The sequence below is a fragment of the Phenylobacterium sp. LjRoot219 genome (assembly GCF_964252995.1).
In the GTDB taxonomy this organism is placed as follows: Bacteria; Pseudomonadota; Alphaproteobacteria; order Caulobacterales; family Caulobacteraceae; genus Phenylobacterium.
On sequence record NZ_CAXUQI020000001.1, the window covers coordinates 1321938 to 1339659 of the forward strand.

Consider the following 17722-nt stretch of genomic DNA (forward strand, 5'->3'; position numbering starts at 1 on the left):
GGCTCAGGCGATCCGCCGGCCGTACAGCGTCGCCAGCCGCACCGGCGCGGTCTCTTCGTTGGCCGCGGCCGGGCGGCGCAGGGCGCGCACTGACAACTCCAGCGCCGGCCGGTCCTGCAGTCGGCTGACCATGGCGAGCGGCTGGTAGAGCCCGAGATAGCGCTCCGGACCGCCGTCGTGGGCGGCGAGCGGGGCGAACAGCACCTCGATCGACAGGCTCGGGCCGTCGGTCAGCACCTCGGCCATGGCGACCAGCGGTTCCGGCCGGCGGCGGATGTCCTCCAGCGCGCCCTGCAGCCGCAGCCGATCGCGCTCCGACCACAGCATGAGGCCGTTGGTCCCGCGCAGGTCCTGCCGGTGCAGGTCGCCGACGAAGCCGCCGGCCAGTCGCACCGTGTAGGCGCCGCGCGCCTCCCGCCCGAGCATGAAGGTCTGCGGCATCAGCTGGCGGAAGTCGCCGGGATTGATCGAGGCCCGGCTCGGCGCGCGGCCCGGCTGGGCGCGCTGGGTCCAGTAGTCGATCAGTCGCTGTGTATTGGCGTGGAACATCGGCTCGCCTCACGCGACCGCCAGTGGCCGCATGCGGCTTGCAGGAAGTTCGGCGCCATCAACCATCTGTGCCGAAATGGCACGACGTGCCGCCTCAGCGCGCCTGCGGCCGGACGATCAGCCGGAAGGCGGTGTCGTCGCGCAGGAACTGCCGGGCGGCGGCCTGCACGTCGGCCGGCGTGACCTTGACCGTGCCCGGCACGATGTCGCGCACGAACTGTAGCTTCCGCGGATCCGCCGGCGCGCCGGAAAGCTCGGCCAGCCAGTACTGGTTGGTGACCCGCGCCCGCTGCAGGGTCTCCACCCGCGGCTGCTTGGCGCGCGCCAGCTCGTCGGCCGCGACCGGCTGGTCGCGCAGGTCGGCGGCGATCTTCTTCACGTCGTCAAAGAAGGCGTCGAGTTTCTCCGGCGGCACCTCGACGCTGGCGGCGAGATAGCCCCAGCCCTCCCAGACCTGGCTGTGGGTGTAGCCGACCGACGGGCTGTAGGTGGCCCCCTGGGCTTCCCGCAGCTCCTCGGTCAGCCGGTTGCGCAGCACCTCGCCGAGCACGGTGGTGGCGAGCGCCCGCTGCGGATCGGCCCACAGGTCGCTGGTCGGCCAGGCGATGTAGCCGACCGCCTGGTCGGGGCGGCCCTTGTGGGTCAGGACGATCGGCGTGGCGGTCGGCGCCGGGAAGCCGGTGCGCCGCTGCTCGGCCGCTGCGCGCTCGGGCGCGGGGCGGGGCGGCAGGGCGCCGAAGGTGCGCGCGACCTCGGCGATCGCCGCCTCCGGCGCGAAGTCGCCGACGATCACCACCTCGATCGGGCCTTTCGACAGGTCCGGGGCCAGCTCGCCCTGCAGGTCGCCGAGCTGGGCGGCGGCGATCTCCGCACGCGAGGGGAAGGTCCAGCGCCGGTCGCCGGCGTGCAGGAGGCCGCCGAGATCGCGGGCCAGGACGCCCGAGCTGGTCGCCTCGTACTGGTCGTGGATCGTCTTGCCGCTGGCCTTCAGCCGCAGGAAGGCCTCGGGCCGCCAGCCGGGTTCGGCGACATAGGCCGCCAGCACCTCGAGCTGAGTCGGCAGGTCGCCGGTGCGAGTGCCGCCGGACAGCACGAAGGCGTCGTCGCCGGCGCCGAAGCGCGCGCCATAGACCTTGTCGGCCAGCACCCGCTCCATGTCCTCGCTGGCGATCTGCTTGAGCCCGCCCTCGACGAAGGCGGCGCCGGCCCAGGTCGCCGCCTGCCGATCCCGCGGCAGGTCGATCAGGCCGCGCCCGACGTTGACCCGCACCAGGACCTCGTCGTCGCGGAACCGGGTCGGCTTCAGCGTCAGCCGCACGCCGTTCTCGAAGCGCACGAAGGTGACGCCGAGGTCCTCGACCGTGCGCTGCTCGGCGACCTTGCCCGGGGCGCCGAAGCTCGCATAGGGCCAGCTGATCTTCGGCGGCGCCGCGGGCGGCGTCACCGCGACCTTGCGGGAGTCGGCCAGCGCGGCCAGCAGGGTCGCCTCGCCGCCGGCGATCGGCTGCGGCGAGCCGGCGAACAGCAGCGGTCCGGAGCCGCTGAAGGCGGCCTTGGTCGCCGTCGACACCTCGTCCGCCTTCAGGCCGGCGACGATCTGGTCGAACAGCGCCAGGTCCTGGGCCGGACTGGTGACCACCTCGTCCTCGCCCAGCGCCCGCACCACCTCTTCGGCGATGTCCTGCGGGCGGCGGGTCGCGGCGCCCTGGGCGGCGGCCTTCAGCCGCGCGCGCATCTCGACGATCTCGCGGTCGAGTTCATCCTGCCGCACGCCGTACTTCACCAGCCGACGCTGCTCGGCGTCGATCGCGCTCAGCGCGGGGCGCCAGGCGTCGGGCTCGGCGGTGACGTTGATCAGGGTGATCCGGGCGGTGCGGCTCTGGTCGAACTTCGCCACGCCGGCGCTGATGAACGGCGGGTCCGGGGCCCGGGCGAGCGCCGAGAAGCGGCGGTTCAGCACCGCCAGGCCAAGCTGCTCGATCACCCTGCGGCGCTGTTTGGCCTGGCTGTCGGCGGCGAGGTCGGGCGGGGCGGTCCAGGCGAGCTGCAGGCTGAACGGCGCGCCGGGCTCGACCACCAGCTTGGCCTCGGTTCCGCGGGGCGGCACGGCGCCGAGGTCCGGCTGCGGCGGCTCGGGCGCGGCGGGGCGCCAGTCGCCGAAGCGGGCGCGGATCTTCGCCTCCATCGCGTCGGGATCGAAGTCGCCGACCGCCACCAGCACGGCGCGCTCCGGCCGGTAGTGCGCCTGGTAGTAGTCGCGCACCCGCGACGCCGGGGCGGTGCGCAGGACCTCGACTTTGCCGATCGGCATGCGCTCGGGCAGCCGTTGGCCCTTGAGCAGGAAGGCCAGCCGCTCGCGCAGCACCCGGTAGCCGGGCGTGTCGCGGGCCCGCTCTTCCGACAGCACCACGCCGCGTTCGCGGTCGACCGCCCGTGGATCGATGGTCAGGGCGCCGGCGGTCTCGCGCAGCAGCATCAGCGAGGTGTCGACCGTCTCGGCGTCGGTGCGCGGGAGGTCGAGCTTGTAGATGGTCTCGTCGAACCCGGTGGAGGCGTTGGTGTCGGGGCCGAAGGCGAGGCCGAGCCGCTCGAGGATGCGGATCATCTCGCCCTCCTGCACCGCGGTGGAGCCGTTGAACGCCATGTGCTCCAGGAAGTGCGCCAGCCCCTGCTGGTCGTCGGTCTCCTGCAGCGCCCCGGCGCCGATCCACAGCCGCAGCGCCGCCTGGCCGGGCGGCACGGTCTGGCGGCGGATCGCATAGCGCAGGCCGTTCGGCAGCACGCCGAAGCGGATATCCGGATCGGCCTTGAGGTCGGAGGCGGCCTGCGGCCAGGCGACAAATGCCGGCGCGGCGGCCGGCGCGGCGGCCTGGGCCGGGGCCGCGGCGGCGATCGGGGCCGCCGCGAGGAACGCGACGGCGGCGGCGAACGCCGCGCCAGCCTTGAGTACGCCAATCATCGGTTAGGGAGCCCCGGACCCAAGTGCATCAGGTTGAGCAGCATCGTCGTCGCGTGCGGCGCCTGCAAGGCGCGCCTGCCGCTCGCGCCCGCGGCGAAGAGCGCCTAAGAAGAGCGCCTAAATGGTGGAGCAATGCCCGCGAGCCTCTTCCAGGACACGTCGAACGACCCCCGTCGCGGCTATCCCGACGGGCCGACGCCCGACCGCCGGCCGGTCCACGAGCCGGTGTTCAACGCGCCGTGGCCGGCGCTGGCGCTGGTCGTGCTGATCATCGGCGGCTACGCCTTGCAGACCCGGCTGTCGCCAGGGCTGATGGAGGCCTTCGTCTTCACGCCGGCGCAGCTGGCGGCCGGCGAGTGGCGCGGCCTGTTCACCGCCATCTTCCTGCATGGCGGCTGGGCGCATGCGCTGACCAACGCGGCCATGGCGCTGGCCTTTGCGACGCCGCTGGCGCGCTATTTCGGCGAGGGGCCGCGCGGGGCCTTCGCCTTCTTCGCCTTCTATCTGCTGTGCGGCGCGCTCGGGAACCTGGGCTACGCCGCGGTCAACGCGGGCAGTCCGGAGGGACTCGTCGGCGCCTCGGGGGCGGTCTCCGGGCTGATGGGGGCGGTCGCGCGGCTGATCGGCGGCCACGGCCGGCTGGGCGGCCTGACCTCGCCGCCGGTGCTCGGCATGGGCGCGGCGCTGCTGGCGGTGAATCTGCTGATCGCGGTCCTCGGCGGCGGCTGGGTGCCGGGCGCCAACGGCGCGGGAATCGCCTGGGAGGCGCATCTCGCCGGGTTCCTCGCCGGCCTGCTGCTGGTCGGACCGTTCGCGCTGCTGGCCGGGCGGCGCTGAATCCGGAACCTGACTCACGTCCGCGTGCGTTGATTCACCTGTGGAAATGGGTGACGCTGTTATTTCAATCCAGAAATGGGGACCACGGCTGATGTTCGTGTCGCAGATCCTCAAGCGCAAAGGCGACTTGGTCTTCACCACGACACCGGCGGCGACGATCGCCGCGGTCGCCGCCGAGCTGCACGCCCGCGGAGTCGGCGCCCTGGTGGCGCTGGACGCCGGCGGCCAGGTGGCCGGCATCGTCTCCGAGCGCGACATCGTCCGCGCCGTCGCCGAACGCGGCGTCGGCGCGCTCACCGAGCCGGTCGCCAACTGCATGACCCACGACGTGCTGTTCGCTGAGCCGAGCGAAACGATCGATTCCCTGCTCGGCCGGATGACCGACCGTCGGGTCCGCCACCTGCCGGTCTGCCACAATGATCGGCTGGTCGGCCTGGTGTCGATCGGCGACCTGGTCAAATGGAAGATCTCGGAGGTCGAGGCCGAGGCCGAGGGGCTGAAGACCTACATCGCCACCGGCTGACCCGCCGCCGACGGGGCGGGGAGGGGGAATCGCCGCGCGTTTCCGTGCGTCCGCGCCGACTTTACGAGGCGGCGGCCTCGATCGCCTCGAGGGTTCCGCTGTTCGCCGTGGCGTCGGCCAGGCTGTAGGCCTCCAGCACCTCGGCGGTCGCGTCGCGCGCCCGGCGCAGCGCCTCGCGCAGCGAACAGGCGGCCGGATCGTCCGGACAGTCGTCGCACTTGCGATAGCCCATCCGCTTGCTGACGCACGGCGCCAGGGCCAGCGGTCCGTCGATCACCCGGATCACCTGGGCGAAACTGATCTGCGCGGGCGGCTGCGCCAGGGTGTAGCCGCCGAACTTGCCGCGGCGGCTGATCACCAGGTGATTGCGGGACAGCTCCAGCAGAATCGCCTCGAGGAACTTGCGCGGCGCGTCGGCGCGGGTCGACAGCTCCCCCGAGGTGAGCTGCGCGCCGTCGGCGCGGGCGAGCTCCACCAGCGCGCGCAGGGCGTATCGGGCCTTCTGAGACAGCATCCGGATCAATCCTTTCAGCCCCTTAATAGGGGTGTGCGCGCCGCGGCGCGAGGGGGCTCGCCGACCGACGGTCGATCTGCCGGCGAAAAAGCCCCCGGCAAAACCTTCCGGGGTCGGTTGACTCCGTCCGGGGGCGGGCCTAGAAGCCGCCTCCGCTCCGGGCAGGACCCGCTGGCGGGAAGTTGGCGCTGAAAAGCGCTTGATTTCCTCCTCCAGCTGGGTATCTTCCCGAGCCTCAATCGAATCGCTACGGACTCATCGGGGAAGCCCCTCGGCGGCCCGCGGTGATTTTTGCGCCAAAATCCACCTAGGATGGCGACGCAAGAAAGTCGGAAACGACCGGTTGACATGAAAGAGACGGTTCACTAGATAGCCGCCTCCGCCGACCGCCGGCGAAAAACAGCGGGATCGGCGGAAAGTCGATCGGGTCTTTGACATTGTAGATTGGAAAGAGAAACGCAGGCGGCGGTGGTCTGGCGATAGGTTTATGACCTATCACAACGACTACTGACTGTGACTGCGGTCTCTTGAAGACACCATGAATATGGTCGGGCCTTTGGGTCTGGCTAGAATTTGTGGGAACTCGTCAAGATACTACGCAGACTAAAGCCAGCCTGCCCTGTTGAGGGGTGGGTGACGTTTGGTCAGTTGGTCTAACTCAACCTGAGAGTTTGATCCTGGCTCAGAGCGAACGCTGGCGGCAGGCCTAACACATGCAAGTCGAACGCCCCTTCGGGGGAGTGGCGGACGGGTGAGTAACGCGTGGGAATGTGCCCTTTGGTACGGAACAACTGAGGGAAACTTCAGCTAATACCGTATGTGCCCTTCGGGGGAAAGATTTATCGCCATTGGAGCAGCCCGCGTTGGATTAGGTAGTTGGTGGGGTAATGGCCTACCAAGCCTACGATCCATAGCTGGTCTGAGAGGATGATCAGCCACACTGGGACTGAGACACGGCCCAGACTCCTACGGGAGGCAGCAGTGGGGAATCTTGCGCAATGGGCGAAAGCCTGACGCAGCCATGCCGCGTGTATGATGAAGGTCTTAGGATTGTAAAATACTTTCACCGGGGAAGATAATGACGGTACCCGGAGAAGAAGCCCCGGCTAACTTCGTGCCAGCAGCCGCGGTAATACGAAGGGGGCTAGCGTTGCTCGGAATTACTGGGCGTAAAGGGCGCGTAGGCGGACAGTTTAGTCAGAGGTGAAAGCCCAGGGCTCAACCTTGGAATTGCCTTTGATACTGGCTGTCTTGAGTTCGGGAGAGGTGAGTGGAATGCCGAGTGTAGAGGTGAAATTCGTAGATATTCGGCGGAACACCAGTGGCGAAGGCGACTCACTGGCCCGATACTGACGCTGAGGCGCGAAAGCGTGGGGAGCAAACAGGATTAGATACCCTGGTAGTCCACGCCGTAAACGATGAGTGCTAGTTGTCGGCATGCATGCATGTCGGTGACGCAGCTAACGCATTAAGCACTCCGCCTGGGGAGTACGGTCGCAAGATTAAAACTCAAAGGAATTGACGGGGGCCCGCACAAGCGGTGGAGCATGTGGTTTAATTCGAAGCAACGCGCAGAACCTTACCACCTTTTGACATGCCCTGATCGCTGGAGAGATCCAGTTTTCCCTTCGGGGACAGGGACACAGGTGCTGCATGGCTGTCGTCAGCTCGTGTCGTGAGATGTTGGGTTAAGTCCCGCAACGAGCGCAACCCTCGCCATTAGTTGCCATCATTAAGTTGGGCACTCTAATGGGACCGCCGGTGGTAAGCCGGAGGAAGGTGGGGATGACGTCAAGTCCTCATGGCCCTTACGGGGTGGGCTACACACGTGCTACAATGGCGACTACAGAGGGTTGCAACCCTGCGAAGGTGAGCTAATCCCTAAAAGTCGTCTCAGTTCGGATTGCACTCTGCAACTCGAGTGCATGAAGTCGGAATCGCTAGTAATCGCGGATCAGCATGCCGCGGTGAATACGTTCCCGGGCCTTGTACACACCGCCCGTCACACCATGGGAGTTGGTTTTACCCGAAGGCGATGCGCTAACCCGCAAGGGAGGCAGTCGACCACGGTAGGGTCAGCGACTGGGGTGAAGTCGTAACAAGGTAGCCGTAGGGGAACCTGCGGCTGGATCACCTCCTTTCTAAGGATGGACCTCCAGGCCGCTCACGCAGCCTATTGGTTCTCCAAAGACACCATCCAGGTGCGGATCGCCGCCGTCTTCGTTTCTCTTTCCGCAACACTGCAGCCGTCGATGAGAGGCTGCGGTGCGATCGCGCATCTGGCGCATCGTTCTCCATCGGGAGGGCGGATGCGCCGGGCGGACCGCTTCAAGGGCCTGTAGCTCAGCTGGTTAGAGCACACGCCTGATAAGCGTGAGGTCGGCAGTTCGAGTCTGCCTGGGCCCACCACACTCCATCGTGTGACACCTTGGGCGGAACAGGCGGATCGACGATGGCTCTCACCGAGCATTCCCGTAAATGGGGCCGGCTTCCTTCCTAAGGGGGCCATAGCTCAGTTGGTAGAGCGCGTGCTTTGCAAGCATGAGGTCGTCGGTTCGATCCCGTCTGGCTCCACCAAGGTTTTAGCAGTTCCGTGCGATCGCGGATGACACAGATTTCCGCCGCATCGGCCGTTCGGCCGGCGGGGCGGATCTATGACATTGTGAAGAGAAGGTTTTCCCGGCGCTTCGGCGCTTTGAGGGATGATCTTGTGAAGACATCATTGTCTGGCAAATACAAAGCGCATGTATGGGCGTCTGTCGGCTCCGGAAGAGTATCCGTGAGCGGGCGCGTAACCGTCCCGTGCATGAGTTTTGCTGAGAACGATCAAGCGCATAAGGGCTTCTGATGGATGCCTTGGCGTCGAGAGGCGATGAAGGACGTGGCACGCTGCGATAAGCTTCGGGGAGGCGCGAGCACCCTTTGATCCGAAGATTTCCGAATGGGGGAACCCACCTTTACGGTCTGCGAACATGAGCTCCGGCTAGTCCGGGGTTCCGGTTCGTAGGACGTTTAAAGGTACAATGACCTGAATACATAGGGTTCATTGAGCGAACCCGGGGAACTGAAACATCTCAGTACCCGGAGGAAAGGACATCAACCGAGACTCCCGTAGTAGTGGCGAGCGAACCGGGACCAGGCCAGTGCTGTCGTGACATAAAGCTGAATGACTTGGAAAAGTCGGCCATAGCGGGTGATAGCCCCGTAAGCGTCAATTAGCGACAGCCTCGAGTAGGGCGGGACACGTGAAATCCTGTCTGAACATGGGGGGACCACCCTCCAAGCCTAAGTACTCCTCGACGACCGATAGTGAACAAGTACCGTGAGGGAAAGGTGAAAAGCACCCCGACGAGGGGAGTGAAATAGATCCTGAAATCGGAAGCCTACAAGCAGTCGGAGCCACCTCGCGTGGTGACGGCGTACCTTTTGTATAATGGGTCAGCGACTTCATGTGCCGTGCAAGCTTAAGCCGTTAGGTGTAGGCGCAGCGAAAGCGAGTCTGAATAGGGCGAATAAGTACGTCGCATGACGACCCGAAACCAGGTGATCTATCCATGAGCAGGTTGAAGGTGAGGTAACACTCACTGGAGGACCGAACCCGTGAATGTTGAAAAATTCTGGGATGACTTGTGGATAGGGGTGAAAGGCCAATCAAACCTGGACATAGCTGGTTCTCCGCGAAAACTATTTAGGTAGTGCGTCGGACGAATTCCTTGGGGGGTAGAGCACTGGATGGATGCGGGGGTCGCGAGATCTACCAATTCTAACCAAACTCCGAATACCCAAGAGAACTATCCGGCAGACACACGGCGGGTGCTAACGTCCGTCGTGAAAAGGGAAACAACCCTAACCATCATCTAAGGCCCCCAAGTCACGGCTAAGTGGGAAACGATGTGGGATTGCTTTGACAACCAGGATGTTGGCTTAGAAGCAGCCATCATTTAAAGAAAGCGTAACAGCTCACTGGTCAAGCGATCCTGCGCGGAAAATGTAACGGGGCTCAAGCCGTGCGCCGAAGGTATGGGTTTGCAGTTTACTGCAAGCGGTAGCGGAGCGTTCCGTAAGCCTGTGAAGGTCAGCTGTGAGGCTGGCTGGAGGTATCGGAAGTGAGAATGCTGACATGAGTAGCGACAAAGAGTGTGAGAGACACTCTCGCCGAAAGTCCAAGGGTTCCTGCGTAAAGCTAATCTGCGCAGGGTTAGCCGGCCCCTAAGGCGAGGCCGAAAGGCGTAGTCGATGGGAACCAGGTGAATATTCCTGGGCCAGTTGGAAGTGACGAATCCCGTAAATTGTTAGGGCTTATTGGATTGCTCCTGGCAGTGAAGGGGTTCCTGGAAATAACTCCAACGGAGACCGTACCCGAAACCGACACAGGTGGACAGGTAGAGTATACCAAGGCGCTTGAGAGAACTATGCTGAAGGAACTCGGCAAATTGCACGCGTAACTTCGGGATAAGCGTGACTCACCTTGCGCAAGCAAGACTGAGTGGCACAGGCCAGGGGGTAGCGACTGTTTATCAAAAACACAGGGCTCTGCGAAGCCGCAAGGCGACGTATAGGGTCTGACGCCTGCCCGGTGCCGGAAGGTTAAAAGGAGGGGTGCAAGCTCCGAATTGAAGCCCCGGTAAACGGCGGCCGTAACTATAACGGTCCTAAGGTAGCGAAATTCCTTGTCGGGTAAGTTCCGACCTGCACGAATGGCGTAACGACTTCCCCGCTGTCTCCAGCATAGGCTCAGCGAAATTGAATTCCCCGTGAAGATGCGGGGTTCCCGCGGTCAGACGGAAAGACCCTATGAACCTTTACTACAGCTTCGCCTTGGCGTTAGTGACAACATGTGTAGGATAGGTGGGAGGCTATGAATCCGGGGCGCCAGCTTCGGGGGAGCCAACCTTGAAATACCACCCTTGTTGTTACTGACGTCTAACCGCGGTCCGTTATCCGGATCCGGGACATGGCGTGGCGGGTAGTTTGACTGGGGCGGTCGCCTCCCAAAGTGTAACGGAGGCGCGCGATGGTGGGCTCAGAGCGGTCGGAAATCGCTCGTCGAGTGCAATGGCATAAGCCCGCCTGACTGAGAGACTGACAAGTCGATCAGAGACGAAAGTCGGCCATAGTGATCCGGTGGTTCTGCGTGGAAGGGCCATCGCTCAACGAATAAAAGGTACTCTAGGGATAACAGGCTGATTTTGCCCAAGCGTCCACAGCGACGGCAAAGTTTGGCACCTCGATGTCGGCTCATCACATCCTGGGGCTGGAGCAGGTCCCAAGGGTTCGGCTGTTCGCCGATTAAAGTGGTACGTGAGCTGGGTTCAGAACGTCGTGAGACAGTTTGGTCCCTATCTGCCGTGGGTGTACGAAGCTTGAGAGGATCTGTCCCTAGTACGAGAGGACCGGGATGGACACACCTCTGGTGGACCTGTCGTGGCGCCAGCCGCGCAGCAGGGTAGCTAAGTGTGGAATAGATAACCGCTGAAAGCATCTAAGCGGGAAACTAACCTCAAAACAAGGCTTCGCCGAGAGCCGTGGTAGACCACCACGTTGATAGGCCAGGTGTGGAAGTGCCGCGAGGCATGGAGCTTACTGGTACTAATCGCTCGATCGGCTTGATCGTTCTTATCAAAACTCATGAACTTGAGCTTTGTCCTGCCGGACATCCTGCCCAACCGCAGGAACCGATGTCTTCACAGCGTATCGTCTTCGTTGACCTGGTGGTTTTGCCGGGGGGTCCCCACCCGATCCCATTCCGAACTCGGTCGTTAAGCCCCTCTGGGCCGATGGTACTTCGTCTTAAGGCGCGGGAGAGTAGGTCGCCGCCAGGTCTACCAAGACGATACGCATGATCATCCAACCTTCTCATCACAATCCGACCCGGTATTGCCGCGGGGTGGAGCAGTCCGGTAGCTCGTCAGGCTCATAACCTGAAGGTCACAGGTTCAAATCCTGTCCCCGCACCCAAACTTCGAACGGCCCCGCGAGCGCAAGCTCCGGGGCCGTTTTCGCGTTTCGGCGTCGCCCGGAGCCGGATCAGGCGGATGCCGAAGGGCGGGGGACATTCGCCGCGCCACTGACCTCAAGTCGTGGGCTCGGCGCGCCGGTGGCGAGGAAGGCCTCGATCGCCGCCAGATCCGCCTTCACGCGGGCGATCAGCTTAGCGAACGGGTCGACAGGAGCGGGCGGCGGCCCCGCGGGTTCCGCCTCGGGTCGCGCACGGAAGAGAGCGGCGATGCGCCGGCGCAGGTGAAGGCCGGTGGCCTCGCCGGCCTCGCGCACCGCGCGGGTCGTTCCCCGGAGCACCGTCTCGCCCTCGATGTCCGCACCCTCCAGCACCACGAAGACGGCCTCCAGGTCGAGGGCGGGGCCGTGATCTGTCCACCAAAGCCGCAGGATTTGGCGACGGCCCTCGCGCAAGCGGTAGAACCACCAGGCGCCTTGGCGGAACCCGGAGTCCTCTTCCTCCAGGGCCCAGCCACAGGCTCGCAGCGTCGGCTCCAGGTCCGACGTGAAGACCTCCAGCAGCCGGGTCGTCAGCTCCGACTCGATCCGCCGTGGCGAACGTGCCGCGCCGGTCCCCGCGCGGGTCCTGGCTCGGCGCTCCAGGATGGTCCACACCACCTGGTGCGACGCGTCGTGCCGGTAGCCGCAGAGCGCCTCGCCCAGGCGGATCGGCGCCTCGAACATATGGTCGACGCGTTCGGCCTCGTCCGCCTGTCGCGCGGCGAGCGCCGCACGGATGTCCGCAAAGGGCGGCGGCGGTTCGCCCTCTTGGGCTAAGCCATGGATGGCGGCGTCAGGATCGTGGGTGACAGCCCAGGTGAGCGCGCCGCCTTGGAAGGCGCGCAGGCGGCTGAACATGACGTGCTCTTCGATCTCGCAGCCGAGTGAGAGACCGTCCATTGAAGCCAGCCGCAGCGCTTCGTCCAGGTCGAGCCCCGTGCCCGCGCAAACCAGGACCAGCCAGCCGCCGGGAAACCGGGCGCAGGCGAGCGCCGAGCTGTACTCGTCGCTCGCCGTTCCGGATTCCACCAACCCGAGGCGCGCCAGAAGCGACGCCGCGTCCGCGCCTTCTGCGGCGAGCCAGTTCAAACGCGCGCCCATCGAATTCCCCAGCCTGACGAGGACCAAGCCAGTTTGAAGCAGGCTAGCTTGCCGTCAAGAACAAAGGCGGAACGATTGTGAATCGTCAGCGCGGTTTAGGTTTGGATGCGGGTCGGTGGCTCGGCCTCGGGTTCGCCAACTGCGGAGCGAGACCCATCGAGGGCAAACTGGCGATCTTGCCCACCTGTTCAGGCACGAAATGATAGACAGTATAGTTCCGTTTCAAAGTGTCCCTCGCGATCCGCTGCCCGGCGCTGAGGGCGGCGCGCAGGCCGAATTTATCCTCGAAGATGTTCTCGCCGCTCCGGCCGTCCGGGATGGTTCCGATCTTGCTGCCCTTTGGCTTGAGCAACTGCTTGGGCCCAGGATCCCGCCTCATCCGATTGATGTCGCTGCGAACCGCTCCCATCGCCTCTCCGAGGCGACCCTTTCCCTGCGACGACAGGCTCTGGGACAAGTCGCGACCGGCCGACCCCACGCCCGCGCCGATCGCGCGCCCGGCCGCAGCGCTTCGCCCCGTCTCGCGCAGCGAGACCGGGCGGCCGTGAAGTACGTTCTGAGCCGCGGTCGCAGTCGCGGCCCCAACGGCGGCGGCTCTCCCCGGTCCGAATGGCAGGGCGGCGCTGCCAACCACGCCTCCGGCCACGGCTCCGAGTCCGTCGCGCCAATTGCTCGGTCGGCCTGCGATCGTGTCCGAAAGGCTTTGGAAGGCGAGCCCCGACACCCCGCCGGCGCCCAGGACGGCCGCTGTTTCAAGCGCCGATCGGGGGGCGGCACCGGCGATGAGCTTGGGCGCCGATAAGGCTCGGCCGCCTAGCACGGCGAGCGCAGTCGCTGCGCCTGCACCGACCTGTTGGGCGGCCGGCCGGTGCACGGAATCGTACTGGTCCCGCGCGCGCTCGGCTGCCAGACGGGTCTCGTACCGTTGACGTAATCCCTGGCGCTCCACCGGAACAACTGCGGCCAAGCCGGCCGCCAAGCTGTTCGCCCCGTCGAGAGTGAACGTGTTGGCGACGCTCCTCAGAGCAGTGTCGGCCTGCAGAACACCCTCGCGTAGAGTGCCAGCGAGCCCGCCGCCGGCGCGTTGAGCATACCCAGGGGTACTGGAATAGCGGCGAGCTCGGTCCTCGGCCTCGAGCGCTTCACGCTCTCGCCGTCTCCGCGCGACCGCCTGTGCCGTTGTTTCTGCCATGCGTTATTATCGGGCCGCCGCGGGCGGCCGCCTCCTTGCTTGGTCGAGCAGTCCCGGTGCTGCTCGCCACGCACGCATTCGACCTGTGATTCGGCGGAAGTGAGAACGTATGGGGAACCGTCGGGCTTGCGGCTTGGTCACCGCAGCAGAGTGCGCCTTGAGCAGACGACTTCTTCGGCCACAGGTTCAGGCCGAGAACACCATAGGAAGAACTGTGGGACGGCCGATCATCCCGTCCCCGCACCCGAAGTTTAACGGCCCCGTGCCTCCGAGCCGGGGCCGTTTTCGATTCCTGGCGCGACGACGCTAGCCGAGCACCGCGCCGCCTTCGACCAGCATCGTATGGCCCAGCACGTAGGACGCCTTGTCGGTGCACAGCCAGACGGCGACTTCCGCCACCTCCTCGGGCTCGGCCAGGCGCATCAGCGGGCTCAGCGCCTCGAGCTGCTCGACGTGGCGCGGATCGGCCGCTGCGACGCGGCGCAGGCCCGGCGTCCACATCGAGCCGGGACCGACGGCGTTCACCCGGATCCCGCGCCCGCCGTAGTCGAGCGCAGCGACCTTGGTCATGCCGTAGATCGCCTGCTTGGCGCTGAGATACCAGGAGAGACCGGGCTTGGAGCTGTGCTCGTTGCCGGAGCCGATGTTGACGATCGCACCGGCGCCGCGGTCCAGCATCGCCTGGATCTCGTACTTCATGCACAGGAAGACGCCGGTGTAGTTGACCGCGGCGGCGGCCGCCTAGTCCTCGTCGGGGATCTCGGCGAGCGGCGTGCGGCCGTAGAAGTAGACGGCGTTGTTGATCGCGCAGTCGAGCCCGCCGTAGGTGTCGACCGCCGCGCGGACCATCGCCTGGACCTGCGCCGACTGGGCCACGTCAGCGGCGACGAAGCTGGCCTCGCCGGCCGGCGTCGCGGATCAGCTGCACCGTCTCTTCGCCGCCCTCGGGGCGGATGTCGGCGACCGCCACTGCGGCGCCTTCGCGGGCGAAGATCTGGGCGCAGGCGCGGCCCAGCCCGCTGCCCGCCCCGGTGACCAGTGCGACCTTGCCGTCGAGCGCTCCCATGAGTTCCTCCCTGTGCTTTATGTGCATACGTATGCATAGCCAGGGCGCGGCGCGCAAGCGGGGGCGGGGTTCAGTCGCGCCGGGTGCTGCCGCGGATCTTCAGCGCGCCGTGGACGATGGTCGACGCGGGCGCGGCGGCCGCGGCTTCGTCGAGCAGGATCGCGACGGTCTTTTCGATCAGCTGGTCGACGGGCAGGGAGTAGGTGGTCAGGTCGAACGACGGCCAGGCGGCCAGTTCGATGTCGTCGAACCCGGCGACCCCGAGTTCGCGGCCGATCTCCAGCCCGAACTCGAAGCGCGCGACCTCGATGGCGGCCAGCGCCATGTCGTCGTTGATGCAGAACAGGGCGTCGGGGCGCGGCGTCTGGGCGAGCAGGCTGCGCGCCGCCTCGAATGCGGCCTCCCGCCGGAAGTAGCCGACTGCGCGCGCCGGCGCCGGCAGGCCGCGAGCGGCGAGATGTTCGACGAAGCCGGCCTCGCGCTCGCGGCTGGAGGAAGTGTCCGGCGAGCCGGCGATCAGGGCGAGCCGCCGGTAGCCCTGCTGCAGCAGGTGCTCGGCGATCTTCGCCGCCCCGCCGGCGCTGTCGCCGACGACGCTGGCGAGGCTGCCCGGCGCCAGCGGCGAGCGGCCAAGCGAGATCACCGGCACGCCCTCGGCCTGGCACTGCTCGGCCTGCCGTGGAGACAGGCTGGCGGCCATCAGCAGGACCGCGTCGACCCGGTACTTCAGCAGGTCCTCAACGTGGGCGTCGACGGTGGCGTTCTCCTCGGCGGTGTAGATCAGGATGTGCTTGCCGGCCTGCGACAGCCGGCTCGAGAGCGCGTTGAGCGCCGCCTGGAAGAACGGGTAGCGCGGGTTGCCGACCACCACCCCGACGATCCCCGACTGGCCCTTGATCAGCGAGCGGGCCAGCAGGTTGGGCCGGTAGCCGAGTTCCTTGGCGGCCTCGAACACCTTGTCGCGGGTGGCGGTGGCGATGCTGGCCCCGGGGGTGAAGGCGCGCGAGACGGCGGCCTGCGACACGCCGGCCAGGCGGGCGACATCGTGCGCGGAAGGGGGCGACAGGCGCTTGGACATCAGGCCTCGAACAGCCTCGGCGTGGGCTCGAAAGCTTCGGGTATAGGCATCCGGCGCAGCCTTCAAGGTCGGGCCAAAGGGTGTTGCGCCCGTGTTTGCATACGAATACATCGAAAGCCAGGAGGATGGATATGACGCTGACCCAGCCCCGCGACGGAGCGCGCTGACATGGCTCTGCCGTCCGCCATTCGTGACCGGCTGACCCTGCCGGCGGTCGCCGCCCCAATGTTCCTGTGCAGCGGCGTCGAGCTGGCGATCGAGGTCTGCAAGGCGGGCCTGGTCGGCTCGCTGACCCGCAACCACTGCCGCGATCTCGAAGAGCTCGAAGCCCAGCTGAAGACCGTCGAAGACGCGCTCGCCCGGTTCCGCGATCAGCACCCGGACCGCAAGGTCGGCCCGCTGGCGGTGAACATCTCGCCGACCTTCGGCGCGGACGAGTTCCGCGCGCATCTCGACGCCTGCCGGCGGCACGGCGCCAGCATTATCATCACCTCGGTCGGCGATCCGACGGCCAACGCGCCACTGATCCATGATTTCGGACTTCAGCACTGGCACGACGCCACCACCCTGCGCTTCGCCGAGAAGGCCGCGGTGGCGGGCGTCGACGGCATCGTCGCCATCGGGGCGGGCGGCGGCGGCCACTCGGGGGTGATCAGCCATCTGGCCTTCATCCCGCAGATCCGCGCCATGTTCGACGGGACCATCGTCATGGCCGGCGCGGTGACCACCGGGGCGACGATCCGCGCGGCGGAGATCCTCGGCGCGGACCTCGCCTACATGGGCACCCGCTTCATCGCCACTCGCGAGGCCGCCGCGCCCGAGGCCTATAAGGCGATGATCGTCGAGGGGACCGCCGCCGACGTGATCTACACCAACGGGATCAACGGCTTGCCGGCGATGTGGCTGAAGGCCTCGATCCGCGCGATCGGGCTGGATCCGGACAATCTGCCGAGGCTCGAGCGGCGCGGCACCGACCACCTGCCGGAAGACGTGAAGCCGTGGCGCGACATCTGGAGCGCCGGGCAGGGGATCGGGCTGATCCCCGACCTGCCCAGCGTCGCCGACCTGGTGCGCCAGTTGCAGGCGGAGTATCTCGCCGCCTGCCGGACCCCCGACATGGCCGAGGCGGCGCGGGCCGCGCTGCAGAGCGAGGAGGCGGCATGTCCGAGCGCCTGATCCGCAGCGACGCCGGCGGGGTCTGCACCCTGACGCTGAACAGGCCGGAAAAGCTCAACGCCCTCGACACGGCGGCGTTCGAGGCGCTCGACGCGCAGCTCGCCGCGCTGGAGGCGGACGACAGCATCGGCTGCGTGGTGCTGCGCGGCGCCGGCCGCGGGTTCTGCGCCGGCGCGGACCTGAACGACATCGGCGACGCGAGCGGGCGGCCGTCGCGGTTCAAGTCCGATGTGATCGCCCGGCTGGCGCGGCTGGAGAAGCCGGTGATCGCCGCGGTCCACGGGGTCTGCTTCACCGGCGGGCTGGAGCTGGCGCTGGCCTGCGACTTCATCCTCGCCGACGCCACCGCGAAGTTCGCCGACACCCACGGCAAGTGGGGGCTGGTGGCCTCCTGGGGCATGTCCCAGCGGCTGCCGCGCCGGATCGGCCTGCCCGCCGCCAAGCGGATGATGATGACCGCCCGCGTGGTCGAGGCGGCCGAGGCCGAGGAGCTCGGTCTGGTCGACCTGCTGGCCGGGGCCGGCGGGCTGGACGCGCTGGTCGCGGGCTTCGCCGCCGAACTGCTGGCCAACAGCGCCTTCACCAACGCCGCCAACAAGCGGCTGCTGATCGAGACCGAGGGCCTGCCGCTGGCCGAGGGCCTGGCGCACGAGCAGGACCGCCATCCCGGCCGCGCGCCGGACTGGCGCGAACGAATCGACCGCTTCCGCCGCGGCTGACGGCCAGGGCA

At 66.5% G+C, this 17722-nt stretch carries 11 protein-coding genes, 3 tRNA genes, 3 rRNA genes and 1 pseudogene; 10 read left to right on the forward strand and 8 right to left on the reverse strand.

From position 1 onward, the window contains the following. Window positions 1–3 precede the first annotated feature (3 nt). The gene (locus ACSQ14_RS06490) at window positions 4–549 is read right to left on the reverse strand and encodes a PAS domain-containing protein (protein ID WP_436010908.1); all 546 of its coding nucleotides are present in this window, start codon (window positions 547–549) and stop codon (window positions 4–6) included. 94 nt (window positions 550–643) lie between these two features. Next, window positions 644–3508, reverse strand: coding sequence for a M16 family metallopeptidase (locus tag ACSQ14_RS06495; protein ID WP_436010910.1), 2865 nt, complete (start codon window positions 3506–3508; stop codon window positions 644–646). Window positions 3509–3640: 132 nt separating this feature from the next. Between ACSQ14_RS06495 and ACSQ14_RS06500 the strand changes: the two genes are divergently transcribed. Beyond that, window positions 3641–4345 (forward strand): rhomboid family intramembrane serine protease, encoded by a 705-nt coding sequence (locus tag ACSQ14_RS06500; protein ID WP_436010912.1) that lies wholly within the window; start codon window positions 3641–3643, stop codon window positions 4343–4345. 91 nt (window positions 4346–4436) lie between these two features. Further along, entirely contained in the window at window positions 4437–4868 is a 432-nt protein-coding gene (locus tag ACSQ14_RS06505; protein WP_436010914.1) for a CBS domain-containing protein, read from the forward strand. Window positions 4869–4929: 61 nt separating this feature from the next. Here the strand turns inward: ACSQ14_RS06505 and ACSQ14_RS06510 are convergent, their stop codons facing one another. Next, window positions 4930–5382, reverse strand: coding sequence for an RrF2 family transcriptional regulator (locus ACSQ14_RS06510; RefSeq protein WP_436010916.1), 453 nt, complete (start codon window positions 5380–5382; stop codon window positions 4930–4932). Window positions 5383–6041: 659 nt separating this feature from the next. On the opposite strand from ACSQ14_RS06510, the gene ACSQ14_RS06515 reads away from it, so the two are divergent. The 6 genes from ACSQ14_RS06515 to ACSQ14_RS06540 all read left to right on the forward strand — a co-directional run bounded on the left by ACSQ14_RS06515 (window position 6042) and on the right by ACSQ14_RS06540 (window position 11340). Next, a 16S ribosomal RNA gene (locus tag ACSQ14_RS06515) occupies window positions 6042–7523 on the forward strand. 191 nt (window positions 7524–7714) lie between these two features. Continuing rightward, window positions 7715–7791 (forward strand) — tRNA-Ile (locus ACSQ14_RS06520). Window positions 7792–7883: 92 nt separating this feature from the next. Further along, a tRNA-Ala gene (locus ACSQ14_RS06525) sits at window positions 7884–7959 on the forward strand. A 247-nt stretch (window positions 7960–8206) separates the two neighbouring features. Then, window positions 8207–10996: ribosomal RNA gene (locus ACSQ14_RS06530) — 23S ribosomal RNA — on the forward strand. Window positions 10997–11089: 93 nt separating this feature from the next. Continuing rightward, window positions 11090–11204, forward strand: a 5S ribosomal RNA gene (gene rrf / locus ACSQ14_RS06535). The 16S, 23S and 5S rRNA genes sit together here with 3 tRNA genes alongside, the layout of an rRNA operon. A 59-nt stretch (window positions 11205–11263) precedes the next feature. After that, window positions 11264–11340 (forward strand) — tRNA-Met (locus tag ACSQ14_RS06540). Between the two features lie 69 nt (window positions 11341–11409). Here the strand turns inward: ACSQ14_RS06540 and ACSQ14_RS06545 are convergent. The 5 genes and pseudogenes from ACSQ14_RS06545 to ACSQ14_RS06565 all read right to left on the reverse strand — a co-directional run bounded on the left by ACSQ14_RS06545 (window position 11410) and on the right by ACSQ14_RS06565 (window position 15816). Continuing rightward, on the reverse strand, window positions 11410–12480 hold the full coding sequence (locus ACSQ14_RS06545) for a hypothetical protein (RefSeq protein WP_436010918.1): 1071 nt from the start codon (window positions 12478–12480) through the stop codon (window positions 11410–11412). 85 nt (window positions 12481–12565) lie between these two features. After that, the gene (locus tag ACSQ14_RS06550) at window positions 12566–13447 is read right to left on the reverse strand and encodes a hypothetical protein (RefSeq protein ID WP_436010920.1); all 882 of its coding nucleotides are present in this window, start codon (window positions 13445–13447) and stop codon (window positions 12566–12568) included. Window positions 13448–13978: 531 nt separating this feature from the next. Continuing rightward, window positions 13979–14521, reverse strand: a pseudogene (locus ACSQ14_RS06555) (SDR family oxidoreductase). A gap of 28 nt (window positions 14522–14549) precedes the next feature. Beyond that, on the reverse strand, window positions 14550–14738 hold the full coding sequence (locus ACSQ14_RS06560; RefSeq protein WP_436010922.1) for an SDR family NAD(P)-dependent oxidoreductase: 189 nt from the start codon (window positions 14736–14738) through the stop codon (window positions 14550–14552). A 70-nt stretch (window positions 14739–14808) separates the two neighbouring features. Next, complete coding sequence (locus ACSQ14_RS06565; RefSeq protein WP_436010924.1) at window positions 14809–15816, reverse strand: LacI family DNA-binding transcriptional regulator; 1008 nt, start codon at window positions 15814–15816, stop codon at window positions 14809–14811. A gap of 168 nt (window positions 15817–15984) precedes the next feature. On the opposite strand from ACSQ14_RS06565, the gene ACSQ14_RS06570 reads away from it, so the two are divergent. Further along, a complete protein-coding gene (locus ACSQ14_RS06570; RefSeq protein ID WP_436010926.1) occupies window positions 15985–16992 on the forward strand; it encodes an NAD(P)H-dependent flavin oxidoreductase in 1008 nt (335 codons plus the stop codon). Next, complete coding sequence (locus ACSQ14_RS06575; protein WP_436010928.1) at window positions 16977–17711, forward strand: enoyl-CoA hydratase/isomerase family protein; 735 nt, start codon at window positions 16977–16979, stop codon at window positions 17709–17711. Before ACSQ14_RS06570 ends, ACSQ14_RS06575 begins: the two co-directional genes overlap by 16 nt. The last annotated feature ends 11 nt before the right edge of the window (window positions 17712–17722 follow it).

Excerpts from the sequence above, each read along its gene's own strand:
- ACSQ14_RS06510 (WP_436010916.1), bottom strand. The coding sequence starts at position 5,382 with ATGCTGTCTCAGAAGGCCCGATACGCCCTGCGCGCGCTGGTGGAGCTC.
- ACSQ14_RS06560 (WP_436010922.1), bottom strand. The coding sequence starts at position 14,738 with ATGGGAGCGCTCGACGGCAAGGTCGCACTGGTCACCGGGGCGGGCAGC.
- ACSQ14_RS06495 (WP_436010910.1), bottom strand. The coding sequence starts at position 3,508 with ATGATTGGCGTACTCAAGGCTGGCGCGGCGTTCGCCGCCGCCGTCGCG.
- ACSQ14_RS06500 (WP_436010912.1), top strand. The coding sequence starts at position 3,641 with ATGCCCGCGAGCCTCTTCCAGGACACGTCGAACGACCCCCGTCGCGGC.
- ACSQ14_RS06490 (WP_436010908.1), bottom strand. The coding sequence starts at position 549 with ATGTTCCACGCCAATACACAGCGACTGATCGACTACTGGACCCAGCGC.
- ACSQ14_RS06575 (WP_436010928.1), top strand. The coding sequence starts at position 16,977 with ATGTCCGAGCGCCTGATCCGCAGCGACGCCGGCGGGGTCTGCACCCTG.
- ACSQ14_RS06505 (WP_436010914.1), top strand. The coding sequence starts at position 4,437 with ATGTTCGTGTCGCAGATCCTCAAGCGCAAAGGCGACTTGGTCTTCACC.
- ACSQ14_RS06545 (WP_436010918.1), bottom strand. The coding sequence starts at position 12,480 with ATGGGCGCGCGTTTGAACTGGCTCGCCGCAGAAGGCGCGGACGCGGCG.
- ACSQ14_RS06565 (WP_436010924.1), bottom strand. The coding sequence starts at position 15,816 with ATGTCCAAGCGCCTGTCGCCCCCTTCCGCGCACGATGTCGCCCGCCTG.
- ACSQ14_RS06570 (WP_436010926.1), top strand. The coding sequence starts at position 15,985 with ATGGCTCTGCCGTCCGCCATTCGTGACCGGCTGACCCTGCCGGCGGTC.